The organism is Sulfurovum zhangzhouensis (assembly GCF_030347965.1).
GTDB classification, from domain to species: domain Bacteria; phylum Campylobacterota; class Campylobacteria; order Campylobacterales; family Sulfurovaceae; genus Sulfurovum; species Sulfurovum zhangzhouensis.
Map to the genome: position 1 here is coordinate 40,869 of NZ_JAQIBD010000003.1, position 26,815 is coordinate 67,683.

Sequence of the window (26,815 nt, forward strand, 5' to 3'; positions counted from 1 at the left end):
GCAGATACAGCGTTAGCGTAGTTTTTGAACTTTGTTCAAAAGCCTCCTATGATCAGGAGGCTTCTAATATATCTTTAGCATCTTGTGTAAAGATTTTTTTATTATCAGTATCCGCATTGAGTATATATCTTGGAATATATGGCAAAAGGAAGTTTTTTGCAAACCCTTCTTTTACCAATGACTCATCAGTTGTGATTAGCAGGTAATCCACATCCAGCATACGCTGGATATCTTCTACTTCACCCAGAAGCTCATCATCCTGCATCACTTTACAACCTATAATGTCAAACCAGAAATGTTCACCTTCACTCAAGGCGCAATTGGCCTTGGTTTCTGCTTCAGTTGCATAGATCTTTGCATTAGTCAACTTCTTTGCAGCCTCTACACCTGCATACCCTTGAAAACGTACAGTGCCCTTATTTGCATTGATATCAATCAGTGTCAGCTCTCCGCGGTCACTATGATACGTCTGTCCTACTTTAAACTGTTCCGGGAAGTCTGTATGAAGATGGATCTTAAGGTCACCCCAAAGTCCTACGGTACGCCCGATCTGAGCGATAAAAAATTTTTCCATTATGCGATTGGCTTTACATTGAGACGGTAGTTTTTACCGTATTTTGCTTTACAGCCGGAGATGACTGTCTTGATAGAGTTTATCATGCGTCCCTGCTTACCGATAAGCTTGCCGACATCCTCATCGTTAGCATATATAGTGATCTCATCCAACCCTTCATCTATCTCAGTAATCTCTACTGAGATATCTTCGGGATGCTCCACTAAAAGTTTCGAATAAGCGATAAGGAACGCATCTACCATAAAAAATTATTTTCCAGCAATTCTTTGTACTGTTGGAGTCATTTGAGCACCAACACTTAGCCAGTAGTTTAGTCTTTCAGCATCGATATTAATATCTTTAGTTTCACCGATCGGGTTGTAGTAACCGATAGATTCGATCCAACCACCGTCTCTTCTTTTTCTACTGTCTGTAACTACGATTCTGTAAAATGGCTTCTTCTTTCTACCCATTCTTGTCATTCTGATCTTTGTCATTTTTTTTCCTTATGAAAATATTTTTTTTATGTAATCTCAGAGGATTAAGATTTACTTGATAAATCCTGACAACTGTTCTTTAATGACTCAGAACACTCATCAAGACTTTTGGAACGCGATTCTAACATAATAAATATAAAGTTTTTATTAAATTAAGGTGCAATGACTTGCACCTGATTTTATGGCAGCTTAGCGAGGCATACCGGGGAATCCACCGCCTTGCATCTGTTTCATTAGATCCTGCATTTGTTTCATGCCACCCTTACCTGATAGCTTTTTAGCCATCTTCGCAGCATTTTTAAATTGCTTTAGGACACGGTTCACTTGCATTTGATCAAGCCCTGCACCTGCAGCAATTCTTCTTTTACGCATATTATCGAGAAGATCAGGGTTTTCTCTCTCTTTGGCTGTCATAGAGGATACCATCGCCTTGATCATCTTGATCTCAGCAGAATTTTCCAAATCCAGATCACCGATCTGTTTTGCCATACCGCTCATTCCCGGGATCATCCCCATTATTGATTTCATCGATCCAAGCTTCTTCATTTGCTCCATCTGATCTAGGAAGTCATTGAAATTAAACTGACCTTTCTTGATCTTTTGAGTCATTTTTTTCGCTTCTTTAGGATCAATAGCCGCAGCAGCTTTCTCAGCAAGTGATTCTACATCCCCTGCTCCCATAAGACGGCTCACGATACGATCAGGAATGAACTGCTCAAGGTCCGGCATCTTCTCACCCGCACCAATGAAACGAAGTGGTGCACCTACCTGCTCGCTTAGTCCAAGTGCAACTCCACCCTTACTATCACCGTCAAATTTCGAGAGTACAACACCTGTGATTCCTATCTTCTCTTTAAAGGTCTGTGCTGTTCTCACAGCATCCTGACCTGTCATAGCATCTGCTACATAGAAGAGTTCATCAGGCTCGGCCACTTCTTTCACGCGTGCCAGTTCATCCATCAGTTCCTCATCGATAGCCAAACGTCCGGCAGTATCGATCAGTACCACATCATAAAGCTCTTTTTGGGCCTTCTCGAGTCCCTGCTTCACAATCGTTTCAGGAGAAGCATTTTCATCAGCAACCAGATCAACTTCAATTTGTGAAGTGATCTGTTTAAGCTGTTCTACTGCTGCAAGTCTCTGAAGGTCAGCAGCAATAACCAATACTTTTTTCTTTTTCTGTTCCTTTAGGAAATAAGCAAGCTTCCCAGTTGTAGTTGTCTTACCGGAACCCTGAAGACCGATCATGAGCACCACGGTTGGTGGCTTGGAAGCAAAGGTAAACCCTTTGGGGGCACCTTCAATAGTAAGTATATCGGTGAGTTCTTTTTGTAATGCAGCCATAAACTGTTCTTTACCAATACCGTTTTTCTTGGTATCCAGTTCCACAGCTTTGATAAGCTCTTTGACCACTTTATGGTGAACATCTGCTTTCAGAAGTGATTTTTTAAGTTCATCAGTCGCTTTCTTGAGTGCTTTCTCATCATCATGAAAACGAATCTTGCCTATGGCATTTTTAAAACTATCGGTTAACGTATCAAACATTTTTTACCTTGAATTCTCAATAATATTGCTGTGATTTTATCCAATCTTGGCTTATAGGGCCTATTTATACCTACGGATATCTTGAGGCTCAGGTGCTTCAAAAGTGTAGTCAAAAATACACATTTTTGCTGAATGCAGTAGTATACGCTTAGACTTCGTAACTGAACCATACTGCTCATCACCCACTATAGGATGCCCTACACTTGCCAAATGCACACGTATCTGGTGTGTACGTCCTGTTGTGATCTCTACTCTCACCTTGGACTTTTTACCCTGTACTTCATCAGGGATCACTTTTGTATACGCTTTTTTACCGCGTACAGGATCAATCTTTGAAAAGGCCTTACCTTTTTTGATCGTGAGTATTGGGTCATTAATCTCCATTGTGTCATACACTACACCCTCAACCCAGGCGATATACTCTTTTTTTACTCTACGATTCTTGAACTCTTTGACCGCTTTGTCAACGAACTCACGATTTTTTCCAAGTAACAGAACGCCTGAAGTATCTCGATCCAGTCTATGTAACAATTCAGCACCTTCAATTGCATCTTGAATATCATAACTATCTATTTGTGCCGGTTTATTGACCGCAATGATATTCTCATCTTCATAAAGGACTTCTACGTCACTTGGATACTCGATACGAAACTTAGTTTCCGTGTTGATCTGTGCCCTAGCGATCTTTACCTGTTTATCTCCAACAAAGACCAACCCGTTATCAATCAGTGCTTTTGCTCTATTATTGGAAATACCTTCTTGTATTGCCAATACTTTAAATGCTTGTTCCGTAGCCATTGTGTTCCACCCACTCTTTAAATTTTTCTGTTACAGGGAGCTCAATAATCTTTATTTTGCTCTGTGCTCCACTCTTAAAAACAATATCGCTTTTGGCAACTTTGAAACTCTTTGCCAAAAATTTTACCAGTTCCTGGTTCGCTGCACCCTCAACTGCCGGTGCTTTGATTGTAATCTTGATTGCATCTTCGCCATAGATCCCGGAAAATGCATTCTTGCTAGCTGCGGGCTGAGCCTTGATCCTGAGTGTAACATGATCTTCTTTAATACTATAAAACATCTTGTATACTCTCGACGATCGGTGATATATCACTTCTTTGTTTTATCACTGTAGGCTTAAGCAGATTATGCTGCAAAAGTCTACGTGAAAGATTAAATGCTTCAACCACAGCGATACCTTCTATTGCATCAAAAATGTCTTTTTGATTAAAATAGTGTTTACCGGAAATGATCTTACAGCCAAACTGTGCTGCTTCAGCAGCATTATGACCTCCGATAGGCTCAAATGCACCCCCGAGGATCACAATATCGGTTACTGCATAGATATTCACCAGTTCACCTAATCTGTCAACAAGTATGATATCGCTATCTAGACCCTCATCTTGTGAATACCGGTGCCAATTCAATCCATGATACTTGGCAACCTGTGCAATAAGATCTGCGACCTTATCAAAGCGTTCGGGATGTCTTGGAACCAAAATAAGCTTGGCATCATTCTGCTCAGCCTTAAGCTTCATATAGGCATCAAGTATCAATCCCTCTTCCCCCTCATGCGTACTGGCACCGCATACGATCAACCCCGATGGCTTTTGCATTATTTTAGTCGCAGCAGTGAGTTTTGCCAGCTTTATATTTCCGATCACTGCCACATTTTTAGCACCCAGAAGCTCCAAGCGCTCTTTGTCTTTCTGAGTTTGTGCATATACTTCATCAATCGATCTAAATATATGTGCATAAAACCAACGTATCTTATAATACTTTGGAAATGACCTGTCACTCATACGTGCATTGATCAAGAGTGTCTTTGCACCCCTTATTTTTGCCAAAGTAAAAAGCAGATACCAAAATTCTGCCTCCATCACTACCAGTACTTTTTGCGGCTTCAACCAACCAAAGAGTAACGGCTCAAAGGGTAAAAAACGACTTTGATCCGTATAGTGTTTTACTACTTCAAAACCTGTTTGTGTCGTTGTTGTCATACGAAGTGCATCTTGAGGCAACTGTGATACCAAAGGTTTAATTGCCAGTGCTTCTCCAAAACTACAGGAGTGGAACCATACACCATCACTTTTCAACGGACTGTTCTTCCATAGAAAAAATCTTGCAGGTATCGATAGGCGATACTTTTGTTTAAGTGCAAAAAGGAGTAAAAAAGGCAGAGCAGTGACATAAACCACTGCCATAGTACTGCTATAGAGAAAAAAGAAAAGTTTCTCCATAGTCTTTCATTTCATTACGCTTCTGGCGTAACACGCTCGATATAAAGGATTCTTCCACAGTGTGGACAAGTCACAATCTCTTCAGCCTTGATTACTTCAGCATATGTTTTATCATTGAGTTTCATATAACATCCGTAACATGCCTGTTTTTTCACTGGAACTACTGCTGTGTTACCTGCCCAGATACGGATCTTCTCATAAAATGCCAAAACTTTCTGCTCAAGGTTTCTTGTAAGCTCTTCTCTTTTAACGAACAACTCACCTTTTGATTGCTCGATCTCAGCTTTCTCAACATTCACAACTTCAGCAATCGCAGTAAGCTCTTCATTACGTGCTTGCAGTCTCTCTTCTGCTTCTTTTAGAAGTTCTTTCTTTGTCTCATTGATACCTTGAAGTCTTTCGATCTCTTCATTGGCAAAAGTCATCTTCTCTTTTGCAATATCTTCTTCAAGTGAAAGTGCCTGCATCTCTTTTTCAGTGCTGATGTCTTTTGCTTTTTTTGCATTGCTTGCTAACTGTTCATTAAGGATCTTCAACTGTTCATCAAAGCTTTTGACTTTCTCTTCATTTTGAGAAATTTCTTTCGTTAGCGTATCGATCTCTTCTTGTACAGCATCCACTTTTTTCTGTGCTTTTTTTACTTTTTTATCTGCAGCTTCAATCGCAGGTGCATAACTGTCGATCGTCTGATCGTTTTTTGCAAGTGCGATCAATTCATTTAGATGTTTATTCATCTTGTTCCTTTAAAGGGTTTGGGGTTTTAGATAGTATTATCAATCTCAAACGGATTTTTAGATTGCGCAATTATAACCAAAAGAGGTAAAACTTTCAACTCATCATAAAGTATCTGTGCAAAGAACTTCTCACTCTCGTAATGTCCGATATCAACCATCATCAGATCTTCACTCATTGCTTTCATCGCATCGTGGTATTTGATGTCACCTGTTAAAAAACAGTCAGCATCGACCATATCGATAAGGGAAGCACCTGCTCCGGTAGTCAGAGCGATAGAGGTGATCTTCTCTTTTTTACCTACTACTTTAAGTGTCGGCAGGTCAAACTTCTTTTTGATCAGTTCAAGCAGTTCTTTGTAACACCACTCACCTCGTGCCATACAGACAAATGGTGCTTCATGCGCCATTTTCAATCCAAGTACCTTTTCAAAGACATATCTATTGAGATGTGTCTGGTCAAAATTGGTATGCAAAGCAACCAATGACTGTCTTTTCAAGATCATCTTTTCGATCAGATTGGAAGGATATTTGGAGAAGTCAAGTTGTGTAAGTTTACCAAATATCAATGGATGATGCACTACAAAAAGCGTCTCCTCTTTTGCCTCTTCTATCATCGCTTCATCTATATCAAGAGAGACAACAACCTGTGAGACTTCTCTATGCATATCACCTACGATCAGTCCGGAGTTATCCCATTTCTCCTGTAGTTCAAAAGGACTGATACGATCAAGGAAATCATAGACTTCTTGTAGTTTCATCCCGCTTACCTTTGTGCGACTCTTTGATTGCGTTCTGCTTCCTGATCTTTATACAACTGTGCACAACCGATCGCCAATTCACGTACTTTGAGAATGTAGTTCTGTCTTTGCGCCTGTGAAACTGCTTTTCTTGCATCCAGTACATTAAAGGCATGTGAAGCAGTCATACACTGATCATACGCAGGAAGAGGAAGCCCTTTTTCCAAACAGAGTCTGCACTCTGCACTCGCATCTTCAAAATGTGCAAAAAGCTTCTCTGTAGTTGCTACTTCAAAGTGGTATTTACTGAATTCATACTCACTCTCTTTGTGTACATCCGCATATGTTGTCACCTCATCACCGTTTTTGTTCCAAACGATATCAAAGACAGATTCCACACCTTGCAGGTACATTGCCAGACGCTCTGTTCCGTAAGTGATCTCCACGGCCACCGGATCACACGCGATACCTCCAACCTGCTGGAAGTAGGTAAATTGTGTTACCTCCATCCCGTCAAGCCATACTTCCCAGCCAAGTCCCCATGCACCAAGCGTCGGAGATTCCCAGTTATCCTCGACGAAACGGATGTCATGCTGAGTAAGGTCAAGCCCCAAATACTCAAGAGACTGAAGATAAAGCTGCTGGATATTATCCGGACTCGGTTTGATGAGCACCTGGAATTGATAGTATGCTCCAAGACGGTTCGGGTTCTCTCCGTAACGACCGTCTGTCGGTCTTCGGCTCGGTGCAACATATGCAGCACTCCAAGGCTTGTTGTCAAGACTTCTAAGCAGGGTAGCAGGGTGGAATGTTCCTGCACCTGCAGGAATATCATACGGTTGTACGATATTACATCCCTGCTCAGCCCAGAACTGCTGAAGTTTTAGTAGTAATTCGCTAAATGTGATAGCATCTTTATTCATAATATTCCTAACTTTTAAAGACTAGAGTCTTACTTCGATCTCAGCAGAGTCAAGCTCTACTTTTTTTGCTTTTGCGATACGGTCTTCTTGAAGTTTTACTCTCAGTTCATCATCTTGCAGTGCCATGATCTGGATCGCAAGGTATGCTGCATTTGTTGCACCTGCTTTTCCGATCGCTACTGTACCTACCGGCATACCAGCAGGCATCATTACCGTACTCAAAAGAGCATCCTCACCTTTAAGCGGTCCGCTCTCCATAGGAACACCCAATACAGGCTTCGTAGTTGTTGCTGCAAGTGCACCTGCCAAGTGTGCTGCCATACCTGCAGCAGCGATAAATACCTGTGCCCCTCTCTCTTCTGCATCTTTGATATAGTTTTTTGTTCTCTCAGGACTTCTATGTGCTGAAGAGATAATCAACTCATACGGTACACCAAACTTTTCAAGTGTAGTAGCACACTCTTTCATTACATCAAAGTCACTCTTGCTTCCCATTACAATCGATACAAATTTCATTTTGTTTTCCTTTTATTTAAAGCTTTTTGGTTTTTCTTTTGGCAAAATGCATATCTCAATGCGACACTTAAATGGTCAAACTCAAATATACATTCCAAAGCCCACTTAGTCACATACCCTGTCTTTTGGCACCATTTTCATAGGGGTAGAGTCTTCTGTCAACCCTTTCTTCTCCAATGCTTCAGCGATACCGCGTCTAAGGATCGTATAGCCAGGAAGTTCTGCGGGGAGAAGGATATCATTCAGGTCACCGCTGTGAATACACTCAAACTCTTTGCCTGAGATGGAAATAAGTTTTTTGAACGTAAGCCAGTATCTACCATCACGTTCTTCGACCTTACCGTATTCATTATCCACCAGTTCTACAGTCGCACCTACAGGAAGCACGATCTCTACCTCATCCCCTATGCAGGTCTTGTCTTTACAACGCCAGGTTTTGCCGTCTTCACTGACCAAAGCAGCGACTTGATGCGTACCGTTTTGGATAGTAAAGTCATGTGATTCGGTATCATTACGTTCAAAAGGACGTGAGATCAAGTATGCATCGCTGAAACCTCTGTTCTGTGTGGTGTTCAGTTCAGCCTGATACTTTTGGGGATCAAATTTTCCCGCATAGTAATCATCGATAGCTGCACGATATGCTTTAGTCACGACTCCCGCATAGTATGGAGACTTGGTACGCCCCTCTATTTTAAGTGAATCGATCACCCCTGAAGCGAGTATTTCATCGACATGTGAAGCCATATTCATATCTTTGGCATTCATGATGTAGGTACCTATACCTTCTTCTTCATCAAGTCTAAACGTCGTACCGCTTTCAGGATTGTGAGCGTAGATCTCATATGGGAAACGGCAGTCATTTGCACAGCTTCCCCTGTTTGGCACACGCCCTGTCTGTATAGCTGAGATCAGACATCTTCCTGAGTAAGCAAAACACATCGACCCATGTACAAAAACCTCCAGTTCAAGATCAGGGAGTACAGACTTGATCGCTTCACAATCTTTAAGACTGATCTCACGTGCCACAATGATACGTGTTACTCCCATGTCATAATAAACCTGTGCATCAAGGGCATTCATTACATTAGCCTGAGTAGAAAGATGGATCGGGATATTGGGAGCAATCTGCTTTGCCATCTTTACGATCCCCGGACTTGAGACGATCAGTGCATCAGGCCCAAGTTCAGCCATCTTTGCGATATGGTTCTCATACAGTTTTACTTGAGAATTAAAAGGGAAGGAATTAATCGTCGTATAGACTTTTTTACCTCTCGCGTGAGCATAATCAATCCCCTCTTTATAGGCATCCATATCAAACTCTTTACCCGAACGAATACGCAAAGAGAAGGTGCTGGTACCGCCATATACGGCATCGGCACCGTAATTAAGAGCGATCTTCATCTTCTCCAGGTTACCTGCAGGTGCTAAAAGTTCTACTTTCTTCTGTTCAGTCATGTTTTGCCTATTTAGGATAATTTTTGCTCTAATTTTACCTAAATAGTAGTAAAAATCTGTTTTTATGTTAAAATTTGCTCCATGAGAATTGACATACACAACCACACAACCCGCTGTAATCACGCGGAAGGAACCATTGATGAATACATCCAAAGAGCCATTGAACTCGGTATTGATGTATATGGGTTTTCCGAGCATGCACCAATGGATTTTGATCCGCATTACAGATTGGCCTTTGAAGAGATGGATGCTTACCGTAATGACATTTTTGAAGCCAGGGAAAAGTATAAAGAGAAGATCGATATCCTCTTTGGTTATGAAGTAGATTATCTACCGGGACATATGGATGAACGTGTATTGGGTGAAGAGGTAGATTACTTCATCGGGTCGGTACACTTCATCGATAAGTGGAGTTTTGACAATCCAGAGTTTTTAAGCGGTTGGAAGGACCGTGATGTCGATGAAATATGGGAAGCATACTTTGAAGCGATCGAAGCAATGGCAAAGTTCGGAAGATTTGATATCGCAGGGCACCTTGACCTTATCAAAGTCTTTAAATACCTTCCAAAACACGACATAAGACTACTTGCCAAAGATGCACTTAAAGCGATTAAAAAAGCCGATATGGTCATGGAACTCAATGCTGCCGGTCTTCGTAAACCGATAGGAGAGATTTATCCTTCCAAACTACTGCTCGAAGAAGCTTATGAACTGGATATTCCGATCACCTTCGGTTCGGATGCACATACCCCTTCTCAGGTCGGATTTGCCTATGAAGAGATCACAGCGCTTGCCAAAGAAGTAGGCTATACAAAAGCAGTCACTTTTAGACAGCGAGACCGTATGTTGGTTACTTTTTAGACAGCAAAAAATCCCCTTAAAAGTTCAAGCTCAAATAATTGATTAATTTTTCATCATAAATACTACCTCCTCTAAATATTTACCTGCTATAATTATTGGATAAATTTTAATTCATGTCAGAGGAGAACCTAATGGGTAAATTTGTGAACAACACAGATGAATTTTACAAATATTGTGAAGAGAACGAAGTAGAGTTTGTAGACTTTAGATTTACAGACATCAAAGGTGCATGGCACCATGTTACATATAGAAATCATGCAGTAAGCGCAGAGATGTTGGAGAACGGTCTTCCATTCGACGGTTCATCAATCGACGCATGGCAGCCGATCGACAAATCAGATATGATCCTTAAGCCGGATGTAGAAACTGCATTCCTTGACCCGTTCACAGCTGACAGTACGATCGTTGTAATCTGTGATGTTTACGATATCTACAAAGGTCAAATGTATGAAAAATGTCCAAGATCAATTGCTAAAAATGCACTAAAATACCTTGATGAAGCAAACATCGGTGATGTAGCATACTTCGGACCTGAAAATGAGTTCTTTGTTTTTGATAACGTAGAGTTCAGAGACGATATCAACTCTGCTTACTACAAAGTTGACACTGAAGAAGGTGGATGGAACTCTGATACAAAATATGAGTATGGTAACATGGCTCACAGACCAGGAACAAAAGGTGGTTACTTCCCGACAATGCCAACAGACTCTATGGTAGACCTTAGAGCTGAAATGATGCTTATCATGGAAGAGATCGGTCTTGAAGTTGTACTTGGACACCACGAAGTTGCTCAAGGTCAAGGTGAGATCGGTATCAAGTTCGGTACATTGGTTGAAGCAGCAGACAACGTACAAAAATACAAATATGTAGTTAAAATGGTAGCTCACCTTAACGGGAAGACTGCTACATTCATGCCAAAACCACTTTATGGAGACAACGGGAACGGAATGCACGTACACCAGTCTATCTGGAAAGACGGTAAAAACATGTTCTACGCACCAGGTGAGTACGGTAACCTAAGTAAAACAGCACTTGACTACCTAAGCGGTATTTTCAAGCACTCAGATGCAGTTGCAGCAATTACAAACCCAAGTACAAACTCTTATAAGAGACTTCTACCAGGATTTGAGGCACCATCTATCTTGACTTATTCAAGCCAAAACAGATCTGCTGCTTGTCGTATCCCATACGGTGCAAGTGAGCCGGCAGTAAGAATCGAGACAAGATTCCCGGATTCAACTGCATGTCCATACCTTGCATTTGCTGCACTTCTTATGGCAGGAATCGACGGTATCAAAAAAGGTGGTTACCCAATCGTTGGACCAATGGATGAAGACCTCTTCGAACTCAGCCTTGATGAGATCAGAGAGAAGAAAATTCCTCAAATGCCACACACGCTTAGAGAAGCAGTTGAAGGACTTATCGCTGATAACGACTTCCTTAAGCCGGTATTTACTGAAGAATTCATCACTACTTACCAACACTACCAGTTCGAAAGACAGATCTGGCCGGATGAAGGTAGACCAACAGCATACGAGTACATTACAACTTACTCTTGCTAATTTCTCTTTTCGGGCTTCTGCCCGAGAGAACTTCTTTTTCACTTCAAAAATATCTATAATTTTTGTTCTCACTCAAACTCAAAAAAATAATACTTTTTGCAAATAATACTTTAGACTAAATCATTATAAAACCCTCAAATATAGTATATATTATAAGTTTTCATTTTTAGGGAATTAAGATAGTATATACTTAACTATTTAATATTAAAAAAGTTGCCAGAGGAGAAAAATGTGAAACAAAGTCTATTGAAAAATATCTTATATGTTTTAGTAATCATAGGTCTGATCACTTCTGTACTTATGTTCACAAAATACTGGGATAAGACTGATCAATATGAAGGAATCGCCTCTGGTAATGGAAGACTAGAAACTACGGAAGTCGATATTACAACGAAATATGGTGGGAGAATAGCCAATATTTATGCTCAAGAAGGAGATATGGTTGAAAAAGGGCAGTTGTTGGCAGAACTTGATACAAGAGAAATTGAAGCCCAATATAAGGTTGCACTTGCAGGCGTTGAACAGGCTAAGCAAAATAAAAATTATGCTCAGGCCATTGTTTCACAACAAGAAATTGATCTCACTCAAAAAAAGAAAAATTATTTAAGAAGTAAAACACTTTTTGAAAGCAAGAGTATTGCTTTGATCACGTTAGAAGAAGATGAAACTGAATATCAAAGGGCAGAAGCTGCGCTGATGGCAGCAAAAGCACAGGTAACAAATTATGAAGCTGCAATTAATGCAGCAAAAGCAAATGCTGAAAGTATAGAGGTCCAACTTCAAGAAAGTAAACTTTACTCTCCAGTAAAAGGAAGAGTGCTTTACCGCTTGGTTGAAGAAGGTGAAATGATCGGAAATGGCGGTAAAGCTTTAGTTGTCCTAGATCTTATTGATACTTATATGACCATTTTTTTACCGACATCAGAAGTTGGTCTTATCAACATTGGTTCAGAAGCACGTATCGTTTTGGATGCATTACCGAATATCCCAATACCTGCAAAGGTAAGTTTTATCTCTCCTGAAGCACAATTCACTCCTAAAGAGATAGAAACTGAGACAGAAAGAGAAAAACTGATGTTTCGTGTTAAAGTAAAAATAGCTCCTGAACTTTTACAAGGACATTTACATAAAATCAAAAGTGGACTACCAGGTGTTGCTTATGTCCGACTCAATGAAACAATGCCTTGGCCGGATTCATTAACTATGAGAGATCGTAACGAGTCAAGACCATGAAATCTATAGTATCCCTGCTTAATCTAAGTCATCATTATGGTGATACTATGGCAGTGGATAATGTAAGTCTAGATATACCCAAAGGTTGCATGGTTGGACTTATAGGTCCTGATGGGGTTGGAAAATCAACGATATTAGCATTAATTTCTGGTGTGAGAAAAATACAGGAGGGATCTGTCAAAGTCTTTGATGGAGACATGCGCTTCAAAAAACACCGGAGCAGTATCGGTCCTCGAATTGCCTATATGCCACAGGGACTTGGGAAAAACCTGTATATGTCACTTTCGGTCGAAGAAAATGTCGATTTTTTCGGTCGTCTTTTTGGACAAGAAAAAGCCGAGCGTAAAGCAAGGATTGATGAACTTCTTGAAAGTACGGGTCTTTCTCATTTCCGTGATCGTCCTGCAGGAAAGCTTTCCGGTGGTATGAAGCAAAAACTGGGTCTTTGCTGTGCACTTATTCATGATCCTGATCTATTAATCCTTGATGAACCGACAACAGGGGTCGATCCTCTTTCTCGCCGTCAATTCTGGGAACTAGTTGAACGAATAAGGACTCGTCGAGAGGGGATGAGTGTTATTGTTGCTTCAGCCTATATGGAGGAAGCCGAACGATTCGACTGGATCGTTGCAATGGATGATGGCAAGATATTAGCTACAGGTACACCGGATGAATTGTACCTATTAACCGAAACCAACAATCTTGATGATGCCTTTATCGCATTACTTCCTGAGTCAAAGCGACGAGGATACAAAACACTTGTTGTGCCGCCACGAACCGATATGAACTATAAAAATAGTGAAGAAGCTATCATCGCCAAGGGGCTAACTATGCGTTTTGGTGACTTCACTGCAGTTGAAGATGTGAGTTTTAGTATTGAACGTGGAGAGATCTTTGGCTTTCTGGGATCAAACGGTTGTGGTAAGACTACAACAATGAAAATGCTCACAGGATTACTCAACCCAAGCGAAGGGGAAGCATGGCTCTTTGGTCATCCTTCTGATGCCCAAGATATAGCAACACGTCGTAGAGTAGGTTACATGACCCAGGGCTTTTCACTTTATTCAGAGCTCACGGTCAGGCAAAACCTGAAACTACACGCCCAGCTCTTTCATCTTCCGCCACCTGAAATAGAACCTAGGATCAAAGAGATGCTAGAACATTTTGACCTGGAACATTATGCTGACAGTTTTGCGGCAGAACTTCCTCTTGGTATCAGGCAACGTCTCTCTTTAGCTGTGGCTGTCGTCCATAACCCCCAGATACTGATTCTTGATGAGCCTACTTCCGGCGTTGATCCTGTCTCTCGTGACCGTTTTTGGGAACTGCTCATTGACCTCTCACGAAATCAAGGCGTTACGATCTTTGTCTCAACCCATTTTATGAATGAAGGGGAACGCTGTGACCGGATCTCTTTGATGCATCAAGGAAAAGTATTGGCCAGCGATACTCCAGAAACCTTGATCCATGCCCGAAATAAAGAAAACCTTGAAGATGCATTTATAGACTACCTCACAGAGGCTGATGAAAGTAAAGAACAATCCAAAAGTATTCAGGCATCACACTCATTTCCTAAATCAGTACCTCAGAATCGATATTTCAGTCCCCTGCGTCTTCTTGGATATACTTACCGCGAATCTTTGGAACTAATTCGTGATCCTATCCGACTAATTTTTGCTCTATTTGGAACGATTTTCTTGATGTTAACGCTCGGGTATGGAATCAACATGGATGTAGAGGACCTACGTTTTGCGGTGCTTGACCGAGATCAAACACCCCAAAGTCGTTCTTATATACAAAATATTTCGGGGTCTCGTTATTTTCTCGAACAGCCTGAAATCAAGTCATCTGAAGAACTTGATTTGAGAATGCGCAGTGGAGAAATTTCCCTGGCACTTGAAATACCTCCGGGATTTGGCCGGGAACTAATGAAGGGAAAGTCTGTACAGGTTGGCGTTTGGGTAGATGGAGCTATGCCATTTATAGCTGAGACCATTCGTGGATATGTCAAAGGTATGCATTATGACTACCTGGTTCAACAGACAAAAGAGCAGTTAGGATATACTCCCGTTCTCTCGGCAGTCAATATCGAAATGCGTTATCGGTATAATCAGGACTTTAAAAGTATCTATGCAATGGTACCGGCCGTTATCCCTCTGCTCCTGGTCTTTATCCCATCTATTCTTATGGCACTAAGTGTAGTTCGTGAAAAGGAACTTGGTTCTATCACCAATTTCTACGCTACACCGGTAACACGGTTGGAATTCTTATTGGGGAAACAGCTACCTTATATTGTTATCAGTATGATTGGCTATTTTGGCTTGGTGTTTTTTGCTATTACACTTTTTGGAGTACCTCTTAAAGGAAGTTTATTGATCTTAAGTCTTGGTGCACTGCTTTTTGTTACGGCAACTACAGGCTTGGGACTTTTGATGTCTTCTTTTGCAAAAACGCAAATCGCTGCACTAGCTGCAACAGCTATCTTCACATTATTACCGACTGTAAGTTTTTCTGGACTACAAGAACCGGTCAGTGCACTCGAAGGTGCCGGAGCAGTAATCGGGAACATATTTCCGGCAACATATTTTATCAATATAAGCCGTGGTATCTTCAGTAAAGCACTTGAATTTAATGATCTTAGTCATGACTTTGCAGTTCTTACAGCAACCGTAGTCGTCATCACGCTACTCAGTATGATAGCATTGAAAAAGCAGGAGGCCTAAATGAAAAAACGTCTTCTAAATATCTATCGTCTAGGTATCAAAGAACTTCAAAGCCTATGGCATGACAAAATTATGGCTGTACTGATTATCTATACTTTTTCTTTCGCTATCTACCTTGGCGCAACAGCAACATCTTCGGAATTAAATAAAGTACCAATTGCTTTTATAGATGAAGATCATTCGGCACTATCTGCGAGAATTATGGGGGCTTTTTATAAACCCCGCTTCCTCCCTCCTGATTTAGTTGATGCAGACAAGGCTGATCTTGGAATGGATAAAGGGATCTACACGTTTGTACTCATTATTCCTGCCTCTTTTGAAAAAGAAATACTTCATGGTAATCAACCAACAATTCAACTTAATATCGATGCTACACGCATGTCTCAGGCAGGTATTGGGGCCGGATATATACAACAGATCATTCATAATGAAATAAATACCTTTTTACAAGGCTCTTCAGTTACTACACAACTTCCTATAGAGCTAGTAACCCGGATTAAATTCAACCCTGCACTTGAAAGTACTTGGTTCGGTAGTATCATGGAGTTCATTGAACAAATCTCTTTACTTTCGATCATTCTCTCAGGTGCAGCACTCATCAGGGAGCGTGAGCATGGGACGCTTGAGCATCTGCTTGTTATGCCCTTAAGCGCTACAGAAATTATGTTATCGAAAGTATGGTCTATGGGAGCTGTTGTACTGGTCGCTGCAGCCCTTTCTCTGGAGTTTGTCATCAAAAGGATACTTGATATTCCTATAGCAGGGTCTGAAGGGCTCTTTTTGTTTGGAGCATTTTTGATGCTTTTTTCAACAACTTCAATGGGGATTTTCATGGGAACTGTTGCCAGATCTATGCCACAGCTTGGTCTTATTATCATTATTACCATTTTACCGCTTCAGATACTTTCGGGAGCTATCACACCTTTTGAGAGTATGCCTCAAGCGCTACAGAATGTTATGCTACTGATGCCTACAAGTCATTTTGTCAGTATGGCACAAGCCATCCTTTATCGTGGAGCTGGCTTGGATGTAGTATGGGTTGATATGTTTTGGATTTTCATAATTGGAATGTTTTTTTTCCTGTTTTCACTTTCAATTTTCAAAAAGAGTTTAAATTAAGGAGATAAAGCATTTGAAAAGATTTGATAAGTTTTATGTAGATAAGAAGATTTTAAAATTCGTTAGTTTAATAAGCATTTTACCATTCATGTTATTTTTCTCTGCTTGCTCTGCTAAGCAACGCTCTTATCCTCCATCTCCTACAGAAGATTATACGAAAGCTACGATAATGGGTTATACAAACATTCGTTACTGGGGTGACAAAACAGCGCATTATACCTATACAAGAGAAAATCTAAAGAGACTTGAAGCCAATAAAACTTTTCGCAAAAGAATAGATATACTTGCCCTTTCAGGTGGTGCTGAAGACGGAGCATATGGTGCAGGTTTTTTAAAGGGTTGGAGTGAACGTGGAGATAGACCTCAGTTCACTGTGGTTACTGGCATATCGACCGGTGCACTGATTGCTCCTTTTGCATTCATGGGATCAAAGTATGATAATGTGATACAAAGGCTCTATACAGAGTCCTCTCAAAAAAATATCGTCTTATTTTCACCGATTGAAGCACTTTTTGGTGCTTCACTAGGAGATTCGGCACCACTTAGAAAGATTCTCACTGAAGAGATAAATGACGTTTTCGTAGCCGATTTAGCAAAGGAAGCAAGTAAAGGACGTATGCTGCAGATCGGTACTACCAATCTTGATGCACAGCGCCCAGTTGTTTGGGATATTACTAAAATTGCTTTAAGTGGTCGTTCAGATGCACCAAAACTTATTAGGGATATTATGTTGGCCTCATCTTCCATTCCGGGAGTCTTTCCTCCAGTACTAATAGATGTAGTGATTAATGGGAAGAAGCATGAGGAAGTTCATGTAGACGGTGGTGTAACCAGACAGATATTCGTATACCCGCGTGACCTGGATATTCGAAAACTGCAACGTATGTTACATATACATCCTCAACAAAATATGTGGTTGATACGAAATACCAAGGTAGACCCTGAATATAAACCTGTTTCCCTTTCAGTTAGTGATGTTGCAGAACGGTCTATTTATACCTTGACAAAATACCAAGGTCTGGGTGACCTTGTTAATATCATATCATTAGCTAAACGTGATGGATTTAATGTACAAATAACCAATGTACCAAAGAGTTTTGATGTACCTCTAAAAGAGGTTTTTGACAAAAAATATATGAATGCACTTTATCAAGTGGGATATGAAAAGGGGCGTTCAAAGTCAGCTTGGAATACAACACTCAATTATTAATCAAAATACTACTTTGCATGCATTCGAAAGCGAACAAAGACATCGTCTACTTTTTCTTTTGCAGAAACCTTATAAATTTATATGTTTATAAGGTTTTCAATATGTAAAATCTAGTGTGAAAACAACTTCTTCTCTTCATCTTTCTTAAAAAATGTAAAATAAGCCCACAGCGTTGTACCATAGACGAAGATAGAGAGTATCACAACACCCGTAGTCACGACTTCAAAGAGCTCTTTATACTCGAAGCTTGCAGGGATCATATGCACGAGGATGATAGAGAGTGCCCCTTTCATCCCTGAGAAGGTAAGGATAAACCACCCCTCAAAACCTACAGGCTTGATATGTTTCACCTTGTTGCCCCAAAATGCAAACTTTGCCATGGAGAGTGCACGTATCACTGTTGTGACAACAAACATGATCAGGATCTCTGTTTTGTACTCCCAAAACTTCTCCAAACTGACCATTTCTGCCAAGACAAAGAAGATCACTACTGCGGCAATATATCCAAACTCTTTAGCCATCTCATAGATATACTCCATTCTCTCTGATGTAGTGGGGTCGATGCCATGCAAACGAAGCTTTTGTAAAAAAGTCTTACTCTTTTTTTCACTCACGTCTTTCAACGATTTCATATCGATGTCTATCCACGCTTTCGTTGCGATAATAGCAGTGATCAATGTCAAAATACCACTGACATGAAAATGCTCACCAATGAGATACGCTAAGTAGGCTTCTATAATAAAAATAAAGAGTTCACCCCTCTTATCATCGATCAGTTTCATAAGCATATAAAAGAGATACCCAAAAGCGATACCAAGCCCGATACTCACAACAAAGACGCGTAAAGCATCCATTGTTGCATCACCGGCATCTATCGTACCGCTCATCATCCATGGAAGACCGATAAAGAAAAAAGCAATAACTGCTGTTGCATCATTACCCAGCGATTCACCCTCGATCAAAACTTTGATATCATGACTTATCCCATGAAAACGGGAGAGTACCGATTGTACACTGACTGCATCAGTTGCCATATTGATCGCAAATAAAGAGACATAAGCCCCTAAGGTCAGTCCTTCAAAGAGATCTAAATTGTACAGGCTGGCCCCAGCTGTAATAGAGAGTGCAACAGCGAAAACAGCAAGATAAAAAATACTCCAGCCGTGTTTTTTGATATCTGAAAAATGTAAATGTAATGCATCGGCCATAAAGATCAGAGGAATACAAAAAAGTATCACCGTATCAAAATAGAGCTTCAAATCAATAGGAACTGCCATTTTGGCATAAGTATAAATAAGATAGGAACCGATCAACAGTAAGAAGACCGAAGGTATTTTCAGTCTTGCAGATATACTGTCAGAAAGCACTACAAGACTCAAGATCGTAACGAGCAATATCTCAGGCGCAAAACTATGCATGATAATCCTTTAGCTGTTAAAAGAGTGTTCCGCTATCCTCTGATACCGGTGTCTTTGGTACCTTTCTTTTCGGATGCAGCGGATCATCTTCTTCTGTATCTTTTACTTCTTCACCATCGATCTGGATCGTCTCTGCATAGCCCATATCATCCGTATTTGCATCATCATAGTTTACTGTCTCTACAATATTTGTATCCTGTACCGGCATGACATCACTGTTCGTGTCATCTGAAGAAACTTCCGTATCACTAAAACCATACTCATCTTTTGGCTTCACAGTCGGTAGAGGAGATTGTCTGGTATAGATCTCACTTTTACCTTCATACGTTCCCCTGTAGACACCTTCAGGTATATCAAATGTTCGTTTCATATCTGGATATACTTTGAGTAGTTCCCTAAAATAGTAAGAGAATGCTGGTGCCGCTAGACCCCCGCCTGTCGCACCTCTCTTCCCTATACGTCTATTGTCGTCACGTCCAAACCATACGATCACTTCGATTTCCGGAGAATAACCGCAGAACCATGCATCGACACTATTATTTGTTGTACCGGTCTTACCTGCGAGTTCTATCCCATCTACTCTTGCATTAGTTCCTGTACCTCTCAGAACAACATCTTTCAACACATCTGTCATCAAGTAAGCCTGCTCAGGAGTCGTAAAGTTGGCGATCTCTTTAGGACGCGTTTCATAGATCACAGCACCCTCTTTAGAGATGATCTTACTTACCAATCTTGGCTCGATCATATGCCCGCTGTTCGCAAATACTGAGAAGATCTGTGCCATTTTCAATGGACTAAGTCCAAGGTTCCCCAACGCGATCGACATATCTCTTGGTATATGAGGGACATCCAGGAAAGCCAGTCTTTTACGAATCGTACTTACTCCAATATCAGCTACCAGGTTGATCGTAGCAAGGTTACGAGAATGTACCAAAGCCTCTCTAAGTGGCAGAAAACCTTGAAAATCACGCTCATAGTTTTTAGGTGCCCAGATCTTACGTTTCCCCTTATAGTAATACTGGAAAGTTCTAGCCAGATCGGTAAGCGGTGTAGCAGGATTGTATCCCATATCTAATGCAGTTTGATAGATAAATGGCTTGAAAGCTGATCCGGGTTGACGTTCTGTTTGTGTCACACGGTTGAAAGTACTTCGCTCATAATTCTCACCACCGACCATTGCCAGGATATTTCCGGTTTTGCTCTCTACAGAGACAAGTGCTGCATTAAGTGTAGTTTCACCTACTTTTTCTTTATACTGTTTCAATGCTTTCTCATATGCAAATGTGACCGCTTTTTTTGCAATCTCCTGTTGTTTCATATCCACAGTTGTATAGATCTTGTATCCGCCTGTACGGATATCACCAAGCTTACCGTTAAATCGTCTTACAACTTCATCAACGATATACGGTGCAATATTTTGCGTCAGAGATGTCTGATAGACAGTTGGTGACTCTTTGACTGCTTTGAGGTAATCCTCTTTACTGATCCACCCAATATTTTTCATACGGTAGAGTACGTTATTGGCACGGTCCAAGGCTCTTTGGTAATGTTTGATAGGGTTATAGTAGCTTGGTGCATTCGGCAATCCGACGAGTAGTGCCGCCTCTTTAATTGTCAGATCATTCAACTCTTTATGAAAATAGCCGTTTGCCGCTGTTTTGATCCCAAAATAGTTATTCCCGTAAGAGATTTCATTGAGATAGCGTTCAATGATCTCCTCTTTGCTTAACTCATTTTCTATCTTAAGTGCTAAAATAGCCTCTTTGATCTTTCGGACCAACTTTTTTTCACTGCTAAGTATTTTGTTTTTAATGAGCTGCTGCGTAAGTGTACTACCACCCTCTACAAATGATCCGGCCTGAATATCTTTTATAATCGCACGGATAATTGCATCAGGGTTCACACCGCTATGCTCGAAGAACTTCGTATCCTCCATCGCTACCAGAGCTTCTACGATAAAACTAGGAAGCTCATCATAAGTAGCATAGAGACGGTGCTGTTCTTTAAAAACATATGCCAGTCTATTGCCGTTTTTGTCCAAAATTACGGATGAAATCTCGGGCTTATAATTGATCAATTTGTCGGCATCCAGTTTTACCTCTTCATAGGCGTAGACAAATGCTGCTAAAAGCGCAGCAGAAAAAATTATCGCCAGGATTATGGAACCTTTTATAAGACTATGAAACACTGATTACCTTTCGTTAAAATCTTCTTATTTTATCGTATTTAGTTAAGTTAGCCAAGAGATGTCCTCTTAGTCCAGATTGTGATGGATCAGTGCAAGCGCATGCTTGATCTCACGCATCGGCACAGCCAAAGAAAGGATCACCCTTAAGATCGGTTGCGCTACGGTTGGCGGCCTGATCGCACCAACGAGATACCCTTGTGCCATCAACCCTTTTTGTAAAAAAAGTGCCTGTTCATTACTTTTCACGGCTATTGGCAAAATAAGGCTTTGAAGGTTGATGCCATACTCTTGTTTGACAATCTCCTGGCGCTCTTTTATCTCTTCTTTTATCTTTTCTGCCTTTTTACGGATATAGCGGAAATTCACCAGAGCCAATGCCGTATCGATCACAGATGGAGCTGTTGAGTAGATGACTGACTTTGCACGATTCTCCAGGAAGCTGATGATCTCCTTGCTTGCAAGGATATACGCACCGTATGAGCCGTAAGCCTTACCCAGTGTACCCATTTTGATATGGCGTTCTGTGATAGGGATACCATAGTGCTCAAAAATCCCCTGAAGCTTCCATCCAAGTACGCCTGCACTATGCGCTTCATCAACGATCATTAGTGCCTGTTTCTCCTCAGCCAAATCAAAAATCTCTTTTTTCGCAAGATCTCCACCCATAGAGTAGACCCCTTCTATCGCAATGATCTGACGTTTGCCGGGATAAGCCTCTAGCTTTTCTTTCAGATCTTCGATGTCGTTATGTTTAAATTTTACAACACGCTTCCCCAAAAGCTGAGAAGCCAAAACGCCAGAAGCATGGTACTCCTCATCCATAAACAGCATATCGCCTTTACGGACCAAGGATTCGATCAGTGCCATATTTGCCAAAAATCCCGATCCTACTACCAGCCCTTCCTCAAAATTATTCGCTTCAGCCAGTTCCATTTCAAAAATTCGGTGGATCGGATGATAGCCGTTGACCAGCATACTTGCTTTAGGAGAGATCGTTGCATAATCATCCAATAGCTTCATCGCTTTTTTTAAATGCTTTTTTTTGGTAGCGAGACCCAGATAATCGTTGGAGGCAAGATCTTTTAACGTGTCATCATAGAGTTTGCGTTCTCTAAAACGTCCGGCTCTTTTCAGAGCTTCTATTTCGTTTTCATACATCATATTATTTTCCTAACCATGGAAGCAACGTCTCTACCTGAAGACCCATTGCGGTACTCTCAAATCCATTCACTTCAAGAATATACTTTTTACAAAATCCTTCTACCATACATCCGCCTGCTTTTCCTTCCCATAGACCGCTTTGTAAATAGGCTTCCATTTCATCCTTTTCAAAGGTTGCAAAGCGGTAGTGTGTTGCCGATATATCTGAAAAAAGCAGTGTTTTAGATCGATAGTGTGCTGAAGAAATGATTGAAATCGTTGAACCGCTCTGTATCTCTAGTATGCGTCTGGCATCTTCGATATCTTTGGGCTTTCGCAGGATGGAACCGTCGGCTGCTGCGATCACGGTATCTGCACACAAGAGTGGCATATCCAGTCCAAACTCACGTACCGCAGCGTCAAGCTTTCCTTTGCTTGCTGTATAGACAAAGTCTTTGGCAATGTTCGTCGTGATCTGCTCTTCATCATAATCAGGTACTTTCTGGATAAACTCTACACCAAAATTGCGTAAAAGCAGCGCCCTGGACTCTGAGGCTGAACACAACGTGATCATTATAGTCCTCTAAGTGCGATACCGGTCCAGAGTGCTGCGATACCCAAAAGAATATTGATCGGTAAGAGCAGCTTTGGTATCAAAGCAACCGAGGCTTTTGCCCCAGGCAAGTCACCCGCATCAAAAAGCTTTTGTGCTTTTCTGCGCTTTAGATACATCCAACTAAAATTTACAGCCATCACTACCCAGATAGACTCTTTAAAGATAAAAATCATTTTTTGCCCTCCATGGTGTCCCTGCAGAGCGATTGCCATGATCAACCCGGTGATCAAGATCAGTAGGATAAACGGGATCACTAAATGAAAGAACTTTCCTACCAGCATAAGTGTCTTGCCAAGTTTTATCTTGGCATCATCGATACTTTGCATTGACGGGTGCACTGCAAAGCGTATCGCGATCATACCCCCTACCCAGATAAAGGCAGAAAGTACATGCAAAAAAACAATCGTATGGGCATAGTTCGTATATAATTCACTCATGATCTTATAGGTTCTCCTCAAGGTATGCCAAAGCTTTTTCTTTTGCTTCAGCGATCTTAGATGGGTCTTTACCACCAGCTTGAGCGAAGTCCGGACGACCACCTCCCCCGCCGCCTAGAACCGGTGCGATCTCTTTGATCCAGTCACCGGCTTTGATAGCAGTCTCTTTACTTCCGCACGCAATCAGTACTTTATCTCCCTTCTTCTGGAAAAGCATGATTGCAATATTTGGATACTTGTTCTTAGCCTCGTCGATCATCTCTTTGATATCTCCAGCTTCAACTTCATCTACTACCACGTTCACACCATTGAACTGTGTGACACTCAGTTGTTTTTTCGTTGTGCTAAGGGCAGTCTGAAGCTCATCTTTAAGCGTTTTGATCTGATCTTTAAGCTTACCGATCCCCGCAATCGGATCCTGGTTTTTTACCTCTGCTTTTACCGCTTCAAGTGTATCTTTGAGTCCGAAAACATATTTGGTAGCTGTAGCACCACAGATCGCTTCGATACGTCTCACCCCTGCACTTACACCGCTCTCTTTGGAAATGACAAATAGTCCGATCTCGGAAGTATTGTGTACGTGTGTTCCACCGCAAAGTTCTACAGAGATATCTCCCATACTTACCACACGTACACTCTCTCCATACTTCTCACCAAACTGTGCTTTGGCCCCCAATGTTCTTGCATCATCAATATTCATCTCCTGGGTAGTAGAGGAAACACCCTTAGCGATCTTATCGTTGACCCAATTTTCTATCGTACGGATCTCTTCTGCACTTAATGCCTGAGGGTGTGAAAAGTCAAAACGAAGTCTGTTAGCCTCAACCAAAGACCCTGCTTGTGAAATATGCTCACCCAATATATCAAAGAGTGCTGCATGGAGTAAGTGTGTTGCTGAGTGATGTTTTACGATCTCATTTCTATCCTGATCAACGATAGCAACCACACTGTCATCAGCAGATATTACCTCTTTTGCTTCTACTTCTGAAAGGTTCATCCCTTGGAAAAGCTTGGTATCAAGTACCTTTGCTTTACCTTCAAGCTCTCCTCTGTCACCTGTCTGACCACCGGATTCAGCATAGAATGGTGTCTCTTCAAGCATTACCCAACCGATCATGCCCGGCTGAAGAGTGGATACATGCTTAAAGTTCTCATCCAACAGACCAAGGACTTTTGTATGGTATGTTTTATGCTCATAGCCTACAAACTTGTTTTGACCAAATTTTTCTTTGAGCTCTTTAAAATCACCCGTTGCTGCTGCTTCACCGGTTCCCTTCCAGCTAGCCTTGGATTGTGCTTTTTGCGCTTCCATCTTGCGGTCAAAACCTTCACTGTCCAGTGCAATGCCCTTTTCTCTAAGCATATCCTCTGTAAGGTCAAGCGGGAAACCGTAAGTGTCATAGAGTTTAAATGCCACTTCACCATTAAACATATCCGTTGTGTTCTCGAGCTCTTCATCAAAGAGTTTGATCCCTGCATCGATCGTATCGAAGAATCTCTCCTCTTCAAGCTTCATCGAAGCCTTGATCGCTTCAGCTTTTTCGATAAGGTACGGATACTGTGCACCCATTACTTTACCGATCGTATCAACCAATTTGTACATGAACGGTTCACGTAATCCAAGAAGGTATCCGTGACGGATCGCACGTCGCATAATACGGCGGAGTACATACCCGCGTCCCTCTTTATCGAAGTTGACTCCCTGAGCAAGCAAGAACGAAGTAGAACGAAGGTGATCAGCGATCACGCGGTAGCTTGCAGAGTTAGGAGCATCATAGTCATATGTTGTACCTACCAGCTCACCCAGTTTTTCAAGGTATGGCATGAAGATACTTGAGTGGTAGTTGTTGAACACACCTTCTTTGATCGCTGCAACCCTTTCAAAGCCCATACCCGTATCGATACTCGGTTTTGGAAGCGGTTTGAGATTACCTTGGATATCTCTTTCATACTGCATGAAAACCAGATTCCAGATCTCCAAGAATCTGTCTCCTTCTCCACCCATATAGTCTTCAGGACCGTTAAAGTGCTGTTCCCCCTGATCATAGAAGATCTCGCTACATGGTCCACATGCACCGGTATCTCCCATCTGCCAGAAGTTATCTTTGTCTCCAAAACGCATGATACGGTCAGCCGGGACATGATCCTGCCATAGTTCGAAGGCTTCATCATCATTCTCATGTACCGTAACCCAAAGTCTATCGATCGGGAGAGCAAGATACTCAGGAGAGGTCACAAATTCCCATGCATATGCCATCGCCTCTTTTTTGAAATAATCACCAAAAGAGAAGTTCCCCAGCATCTCGAACATCGTATGGTGTCTTGCTGTATATCCTACATTGTCAAGGTCATTATGTTTTCCACCTGCTCTGATACAAGTTTGAGCTGAAGTTGCGCGCGGAGGATTAGGGATAGGCTCCTCACCCGTAAATATCCCTTTGAAAGGTACCATCCCTGCATTTACAAAAAGCAGGGATCCGTCATCATCGATCGGTATAAGTGGAGCAGAAGGTACAACTCTGTGTCCTTTGCTCTCAAAATAGTCTAAATATTTCTGTCTGATATCCATTGATTTACCTCAGTTTAGGCACTAAAGTTGCCTATAAAAAATTGAGGGTATTTTATCTAAAATGTAGTTAATCTGCGGTTGAAGTAAAAATCATACCAATAATACACTAATTAAAAGAGAAATCACATATATCACCAGAGACATAATAAGTTGGATCATAGGTAAACATTCCATCTGGATCCGTAGTACTCCATGAGAAGTCTGAATCACAAATATAGTCAACTCCACTTAAACCAACGGTTCCGCTCGCATTTGCACCAAGATATAATACATTATACTCTTCAGTAGAGAGTGTCTCATCTAAGTCATAGAAAGTACAGATATCACCATCTCTCATATAAAACTCGCCATTTGGACCTGTATAACCTACATTGACTCCGCAGTCATAGTAAACATCAGGTACTCCAACATAATTCACACTATCAAATTTTTGAAGGTAATATATGTGATCATAGGAATCACTACCACCGCCACATCCATTCAACGATAAAACTGCTACTGCAGCAGTTAAAAATCCTGCTATTTTTTTCATACTTAACTCC

General features: G+C 41.2%; 25 protein-coding genes. 6 read left to right on the plus strand and 19 right to left on the minus strand.

Translation table 11 applies throughout. The features are described from left to right. Positions 1–52 precede the first annotated feature (52 nt). From rimM to PGH07_RS08485, 12 genes are all read right to left on the minus strand, one after another. Complete coding sequence (gene rimM / locus PGH07_RS08430; protein WP_289413988.1) at positions 53–574, minus strand: ribosome maturation factor RimM; 522 nt, start codon at positions 572–574, stop codon at positions 53–55. Then, complete coding sequence (locus PGH07_RS08435; protein ID WP_289413989.1) at positions 574–816, minus strand: KH domain-containing protein; 243 nt, start codon at positions 814–816, stop codon at positions 574–576. Before PGH07_RS08435 ends, rimM begins: the two co-directional genes overlap by 1 nt. Positions 817–822: 6 nt before the next feature. Continuing rightward, entirely contained in the window at positions 823–1,050 is a 228-nt protein-coding gene (gene rpsP, locus PGH07_RS08440) for a 30S ribosomal protein S16 (protein ID WP_289413990.1), read from the minus strand. A 189-nt stretch (positions 1,051–1,239) separates the two neighbouring features. Then, on the minus strand, positions 1,240–2,595 hold the full coding sequence (ffh, locus tag PGH07_RS08445) for a signal recognition particle protein (protein ID WP_289413991.1): 1,356 nt from the start codon (positions 2,593–2,595) through the stop codon (positions 1,240–1,242). A 60-nt stretch (positions 2,596–2,655) separates the two neighbouring features. Beyond that, complete coding sequence (locus PGH07_RS08450; protein WP_289413992.1) at positions 2,656–3,393, minus strand: RluA family pseudouridine synthase; 738 nt, start codon at positions 3,391–3,393, stop codon at positions 2,656–2,658. Further along, entirely contained in the window at positions 3,371–3,673 is a 303-nt protein-coding gene (locus tag PGH07_RS08455; protein ID WP_289413993.1) for a DUF167 domain-containing protein, read from the minus strand. Before PGH07_RS08455 ends, PGH07_RS08450 begins: the two co-directional genes overlap by 23 nt. Then, positions 3,663–4,832, minus strand: a complete 1,170-nt coding sequence (waaA, locus tag PGH07_RS08460) for a lipid IV(A) 3-deoxy-D-manno-octulosonic acid transferase (protein WP_289413994.1) — start codon at positions 4,830–4,832, stop codon at positions 3,663–3,665. The genes PGH07_RS08455 and waaA overlap by 11 nt, the downstream gene beginning before the upstream one ends. Positions 4,833–4,846: 14 nt before the next feature. Further along, the gene (locus PGH07_RS08465) at positions 4,847–5,566 is read right to left on the minus strand and encodes a zinc ribbon domain-containing protein (protein WP_289413995.1); all 720 of its coding nucleotides are present in this window, start codon (positions 5,564–5,566) and stop codon (positions 4,847–4,849) included. A gap of 26 nt (positions 5,567–5,592) precedes the next feature. Continuing rightward, positions 5,593–6,324 (minus strand): Nif3-like dinuclear metal center hexameric protein, encoded by a 732-nt coding sequence (locus PGH07_RS08470; RefSeq protein WP_289413996.1) that lies wholly within the window; start codon positions 6,322–6,324, stop codon positions 5,593–5,595. Between the two features lie 5 nt (positions 6,325–6,329). Then, entirely contained in the window at positions 6,330–7,226 is an 897-nt protein-coding gene (gene glyQ / locus PGH07_RS08475; protein WP_289413997.1) for a glycine--tRNA ligase subunit alpha, read from the minus strand. A 21-nt stretch (positions 7,227–7,247) separates the two neighbouring features. Then, complete coding sequence (gene purE, locus PGH07_RS08480) at positions 7,248–7,742, minus strand: 5-(carboxyamino)imidazole ribonucleotide mutase (RefSeq protein WP_289413998.1); 495 nt, start codon at positions 7,740–7,742, stop codon at positions 7,248–7,250. 105 nt (positions 7,743–7,847) lie between these two features. After that, entirely contained in the window at positions 7,848–9,197 is a 1,350-nt protein-coding gene (locus PGH07_RS08485; RefSeq protein WP_289413999.1) for a peptidase U32 family protein, read from the minus strand. A gap of 81 nt (positions 9,198–9,278) precedes the next feature. Here PGH07_RS08485 and PGH07_RS08490 point away from each other — a divergent pair, with 81 nt between their 5' ends. The 6 genes from PGH07_RS08490 to PGH07_RS08515 all read left to right on the plus strand — a co-directional run bounded on the left by PGH07_RS08490 (position 9,279) and on the right by PGH07_RS08515 (position 17,905). Continuing rightward, complete coding sequence (locus PGH07_RS08490) at positions 9,279–10,058, plus strand: histidinol-phosphatase (protein ID WP_289414000.1); 780 nt, start codon at positions 9,279–9,281, stop codon at positions 10,056–10,058. 131 nt (positions 10,059–10,189) lie between these two features. Further along, a complete protein-coding gene (glnA, locus tag PGH07_RS08495) occupies positions 10,190–11,620 on the plus strand; it encodes a type I glutamate--ammonia ligase (RefSeq protein WP_289414001.1) in 1,431 nt (476 codons plus the stop codon). A gap of 231 nt (positions 11,621–11,851) precedes the next feature. Continuing rightward, positions 11,852–12,853: an HlyD family secretion protein gene (locus PGH07_RS08500; RefSeq protein WP_289414002.1), complete on the plus strand. Its 1,002-nt coding sequence runs from the start codon at positions 11,852–11,854 to the stop codon at positions 12,851–12,853. Continuing rightward, positions 12,850–15,576 (plus strand): ribosome-associated ATPase/putative transporter RbbA, encoded by a 2,727-nt coding sequence (rbbA, locus tag PGH07_RS08505; protein WP_289414004.1) that lies wholly within the window; start codon positions 12,850–12,852, stop codon positions 15,574–15,576. The genes PGH07_RS08500 and rbbA overlap by 4 nt, the downstream gene beginning before the upstream one ends. Next, positions 15,577–16,695 carry an ABC transporter permease gene (locus PGH07_RS08510; RefSeq protein WP_289414006.1) on the plus strand — a complete coding sequence of 373 codons (1,119 nt, stop codon included), beginning with the start codon at positions 15,577–15,579 and terminating at the stop codon, positions 16,693–16,695. 169 nt (positions 16,696–16,864) lie between these two features. After that, on the plus strand, positions 16,865–17,905 hold the full coding sequence (locus PGH07_RS08515; protein ID WP_289414007.1) for a patatin-like phospholipase family protein: 1,041 nt from the start codon (positions 16,865–16,867) through the stop codon (positions 17,903–17,905). A 110-nt stretch (positions 17,906–18,015) separates the two neighbouring features. On the opposite strand, the gene PGH07_RS08520 is transcribed toward PGH07_RS08515, so the two are convergent. The 7 genes from PGH07_RS08520 to PGH07_RS08550 form a co-directional block, all read right to left on the minus strand. Beyond that, the gene (locus PGH07_RS08520) at positions 18,016–19,323 is read right to left on the minus strand and encodes a cation:proton antiporter (RefSeq protein ID WP_289414008.1); all 1,308 of its coding nucleotides are present in this window, start codon (positions 19,321–19,323) and stop codon (positions 18,016–18,018) included. 16 nt (positions 19,324–19,339) lie between these two features. Further along, positions 19,340–21,511, minus strand: a complete 2,172-nt coding sequence (locus PGH07_RS08525; protein ID WP_289414009.1) for a transglycosylase domain-containing protein — start codon at positions 21,509–21,511, stop codon at positions 19,340–19,342. A gap of 66 nt (positions 21,512–21,577) precedes the next feature. Continuing rightward, positions 21,578–22,669: an aminotransferase class I/II-fold pyridoxal phosphate-dependent enzyme gene (locus PGH07_RS08530; protein ID WP_434481308.1), complete on the minus strand. Its 1,092-nt coding sequence runs from the start codon at positions 22,667–22,669 to the stop codon at positions 21,578–21,580. A 4-nt stretch (positions 22,670–22,673) separates the two neighbouring features. Beyond that, positions 22,674–23,225 (minus strand): septum formation inhibitor Maf, encoded by a 552-nt coding sequence (gene maf, locus PGH07_RS08535; protein ID WP_289414011.1) that lies wholly within the window; start codon positions 23,223–23,225, stop codon positions 22,674–22,676. After that, positions 23,225–23,704 (minus strand): hypothetical protein, encoded by a 480-nt coding sequence (locus PGH07_RS08540; protein WP_289414012.1) that lies wholly within the window; start codon positions 23,702–23,704, stop codon positions 23,225–23,227. Before PGH07_RS08540 ends, maf begins: the two co-directional genes overlap by 1 nt. 4 nt (positions 23,705–23,708) lie before the next feature. Next, on the minus strand, positions 23,709–26,273 hold the full coding sequence (gene alaS / locus PGH07_RS08545; protein WP_289414014.1) for an alanine--tRNA ligase: 2,565 nt from the start codon (positions 26,271–26,273) through the stop codon (positions 23,709–23,711). A gap of 106 nt (positions 26,274–26,379) precedes the next feature. Beyond that, positions 26,380–26,805 carry a hypothetical protein gene (locus PGH07_RS08550; RefSeq protein WP_289414015.1) on the minus strand — a complete coding sequence of 142 codons (426 nt, stop codon included), beginning with the start codon at positions 26,803–26,805 and terminating at the stop codon, positions 26,380–26,382. Between the last annotated feature and the right edge of the window lie 10 nt (positions 26,806–26,815).

What these genes read in the sequence shown, in the direction of transcription:
- rimM (WP_289413988.1), bottom strand. Translation starts at nt 574, where the DNA reads ATGGAAAAATTTTTTATCGCTCAGATCGGGCGTACCGTAGGACTTTGG.
- ffh (WP_289413991.1), bottom strand. Translation starts at nt 2,595, where the DNA reads ATGTTTGATACGTTAACCGATAGTTTTAAAAATGCCATAGGCAAGATT.
- glnA (WP_289414001.1), top strand. Translation starts at nt 10,190, where the DNA reads ATGGGTAAATTTGTGAACAACACAGATGAATTTTACAAATATTGTGAA.
- PGH07_RS08435 (WP_289413989.1), bottom strand. Translation starts at nt 816, where the DNA reads ATGGTAGATGCGTTCCTTATCGCTTATTCGAAACTTTTAGTGGAGCAT.
- PGH07_RS08520 (WP_289414008.1), bottom strand. Translation starts at nt 19,323, where the DNA reads ATGCATAGTTTTGCGCCTGAGATATTGCTCGTTACGATCTTGAGTCTT.
- rpsP (WP_289413990.1), bottom strand. Translation starts at nt 1,050, where the DNA reads ATGACAAAGATCAGAATGACAAGAATGGGTAGAAAGAAGAAGCCATTT.
- purE (WP_289413998.1), bottom strand. Translation starts at nt 7,742, where the DNA reads ATGAAATTTGTATCGATTGTAATGGGAAGCAAGAGTGACTTTGATGTA.
- PGH07_RS08550 (WP_289414015.1), bottom strand. Translation starts at nt 26,805, where the DNA reads ATGAAAAAAATAGCAGGATTTTTAACTGCTGCAGTAGCAGTTTTATCG.
- PGH07_RS08485 (WP_289413999.1), bottom strand. Translation starts at nt 9,197, where the DNA reads ATGACTGAACAGAAGAAAGTAGAACTTTTAGCACCTGCAGGTAACCTG.
- PGH07_RS08470 (WP_289413996.1), bottom strand. Translation starts at nt 6,324, where the DNA reads ATGAAACTACAAGAAGTCTATGATTTCCTTGATCGTATCAGTCCTTTT.
- rbbA (WP_289414004.1), top strand. Translation starts at nt 12,850, where the DNA reads ATGAAATCTATAGTATCCCTGCTTAATCTAAGTCATCATTATGGTGAT.
- glyQ (WP_289413997.1), bottom strand. Translation starts at nt 7,226, where the DNA reads ATGAATAAAGATGCTATCACATTTAGCGAATTACTACTAAAACTTCAG.
- PGH07_RS08455 (WP_289413993.1), bottom strand. Translation starts at nt 3,673, where the DNA reads ATGTTTTATAGTATTAAAGAAGATCATGTTACACTCAGGATCAAGGCT.
- PGH07_RS08540 (WP_289414012.1), bottom strand. Translation starts at nt 23,704, where the DNA reads ATGAGTGAATTATATACGAACTATGCCCATACGATTGTTTTTTTGCAT.
- PGH07_RS08530 (WP_434481308.1), bottom strand. Translation starts at nt 22,669, where the DNA reads ATGTATGAAAACGAAATAGAAGCTCTGAAAAGAGCCGGACGTTTTAGA.
- waaA (WP_289413994.1), bottom strand. Translation starts at nt 4,832, where the DNA reads ATGGAGAAACTTTTCTTTTTTCTCTATAGCAGTACTATGGCAGTGGTT.
- PGH07_RS08450 (WP_289413992.1), bottom strand. Translation starts at nt 3,393, where the DNA reads ATGGCTACGGAACAAGCATTTAAAGTATTGGCAATACAAGAAGGTATT.
- PGH07_RS08490 (WP_289414000.1), top strand. Translation starts at nt 9,279, where the DNA reads ATGAGAATTGACATACACAACCACACAACCCGCTGTAATCACGCGGAA.
- PGH07_RS08465 (WP_289413995.1), bottom strand. Translation starts at nt 5,566, where the DNA reads ATGAATAAACATCTAAATGAATTGATCGCACTTGCAAAAAACGATCAG.
- PGH07_RS08510 (WP_289414006.1), top strand. Translation starts at nt 15,577, where the DNA reads ATGAAAAAACGTCTTCTAAATATCTATCGTCTAGGTATCAAAGAACTT.
- maf (WP_289414011.1), bottom strand. Translation starts at nt 23,225, where the DNA reads ATGATCACGTTGTGTTCAGCCTCAGAGTCCAGGGCGCTGCTTTTACGC.
- PGH07_RS08515 (WP_289414007.1), top strand. Translation starts at nt 16,865, where the DNA reads ATGGGTTATACAAACATTCGTTACTGGGGTGACAAAACAGCGCATTAT.
- alaS (WP_289414014.1), bottom strand. Translation starts at nt 26,273, where the DNA reads ATGGATATCAGACAGAAATATTTAGACTATTTTGAGAGCAAAGGACAC.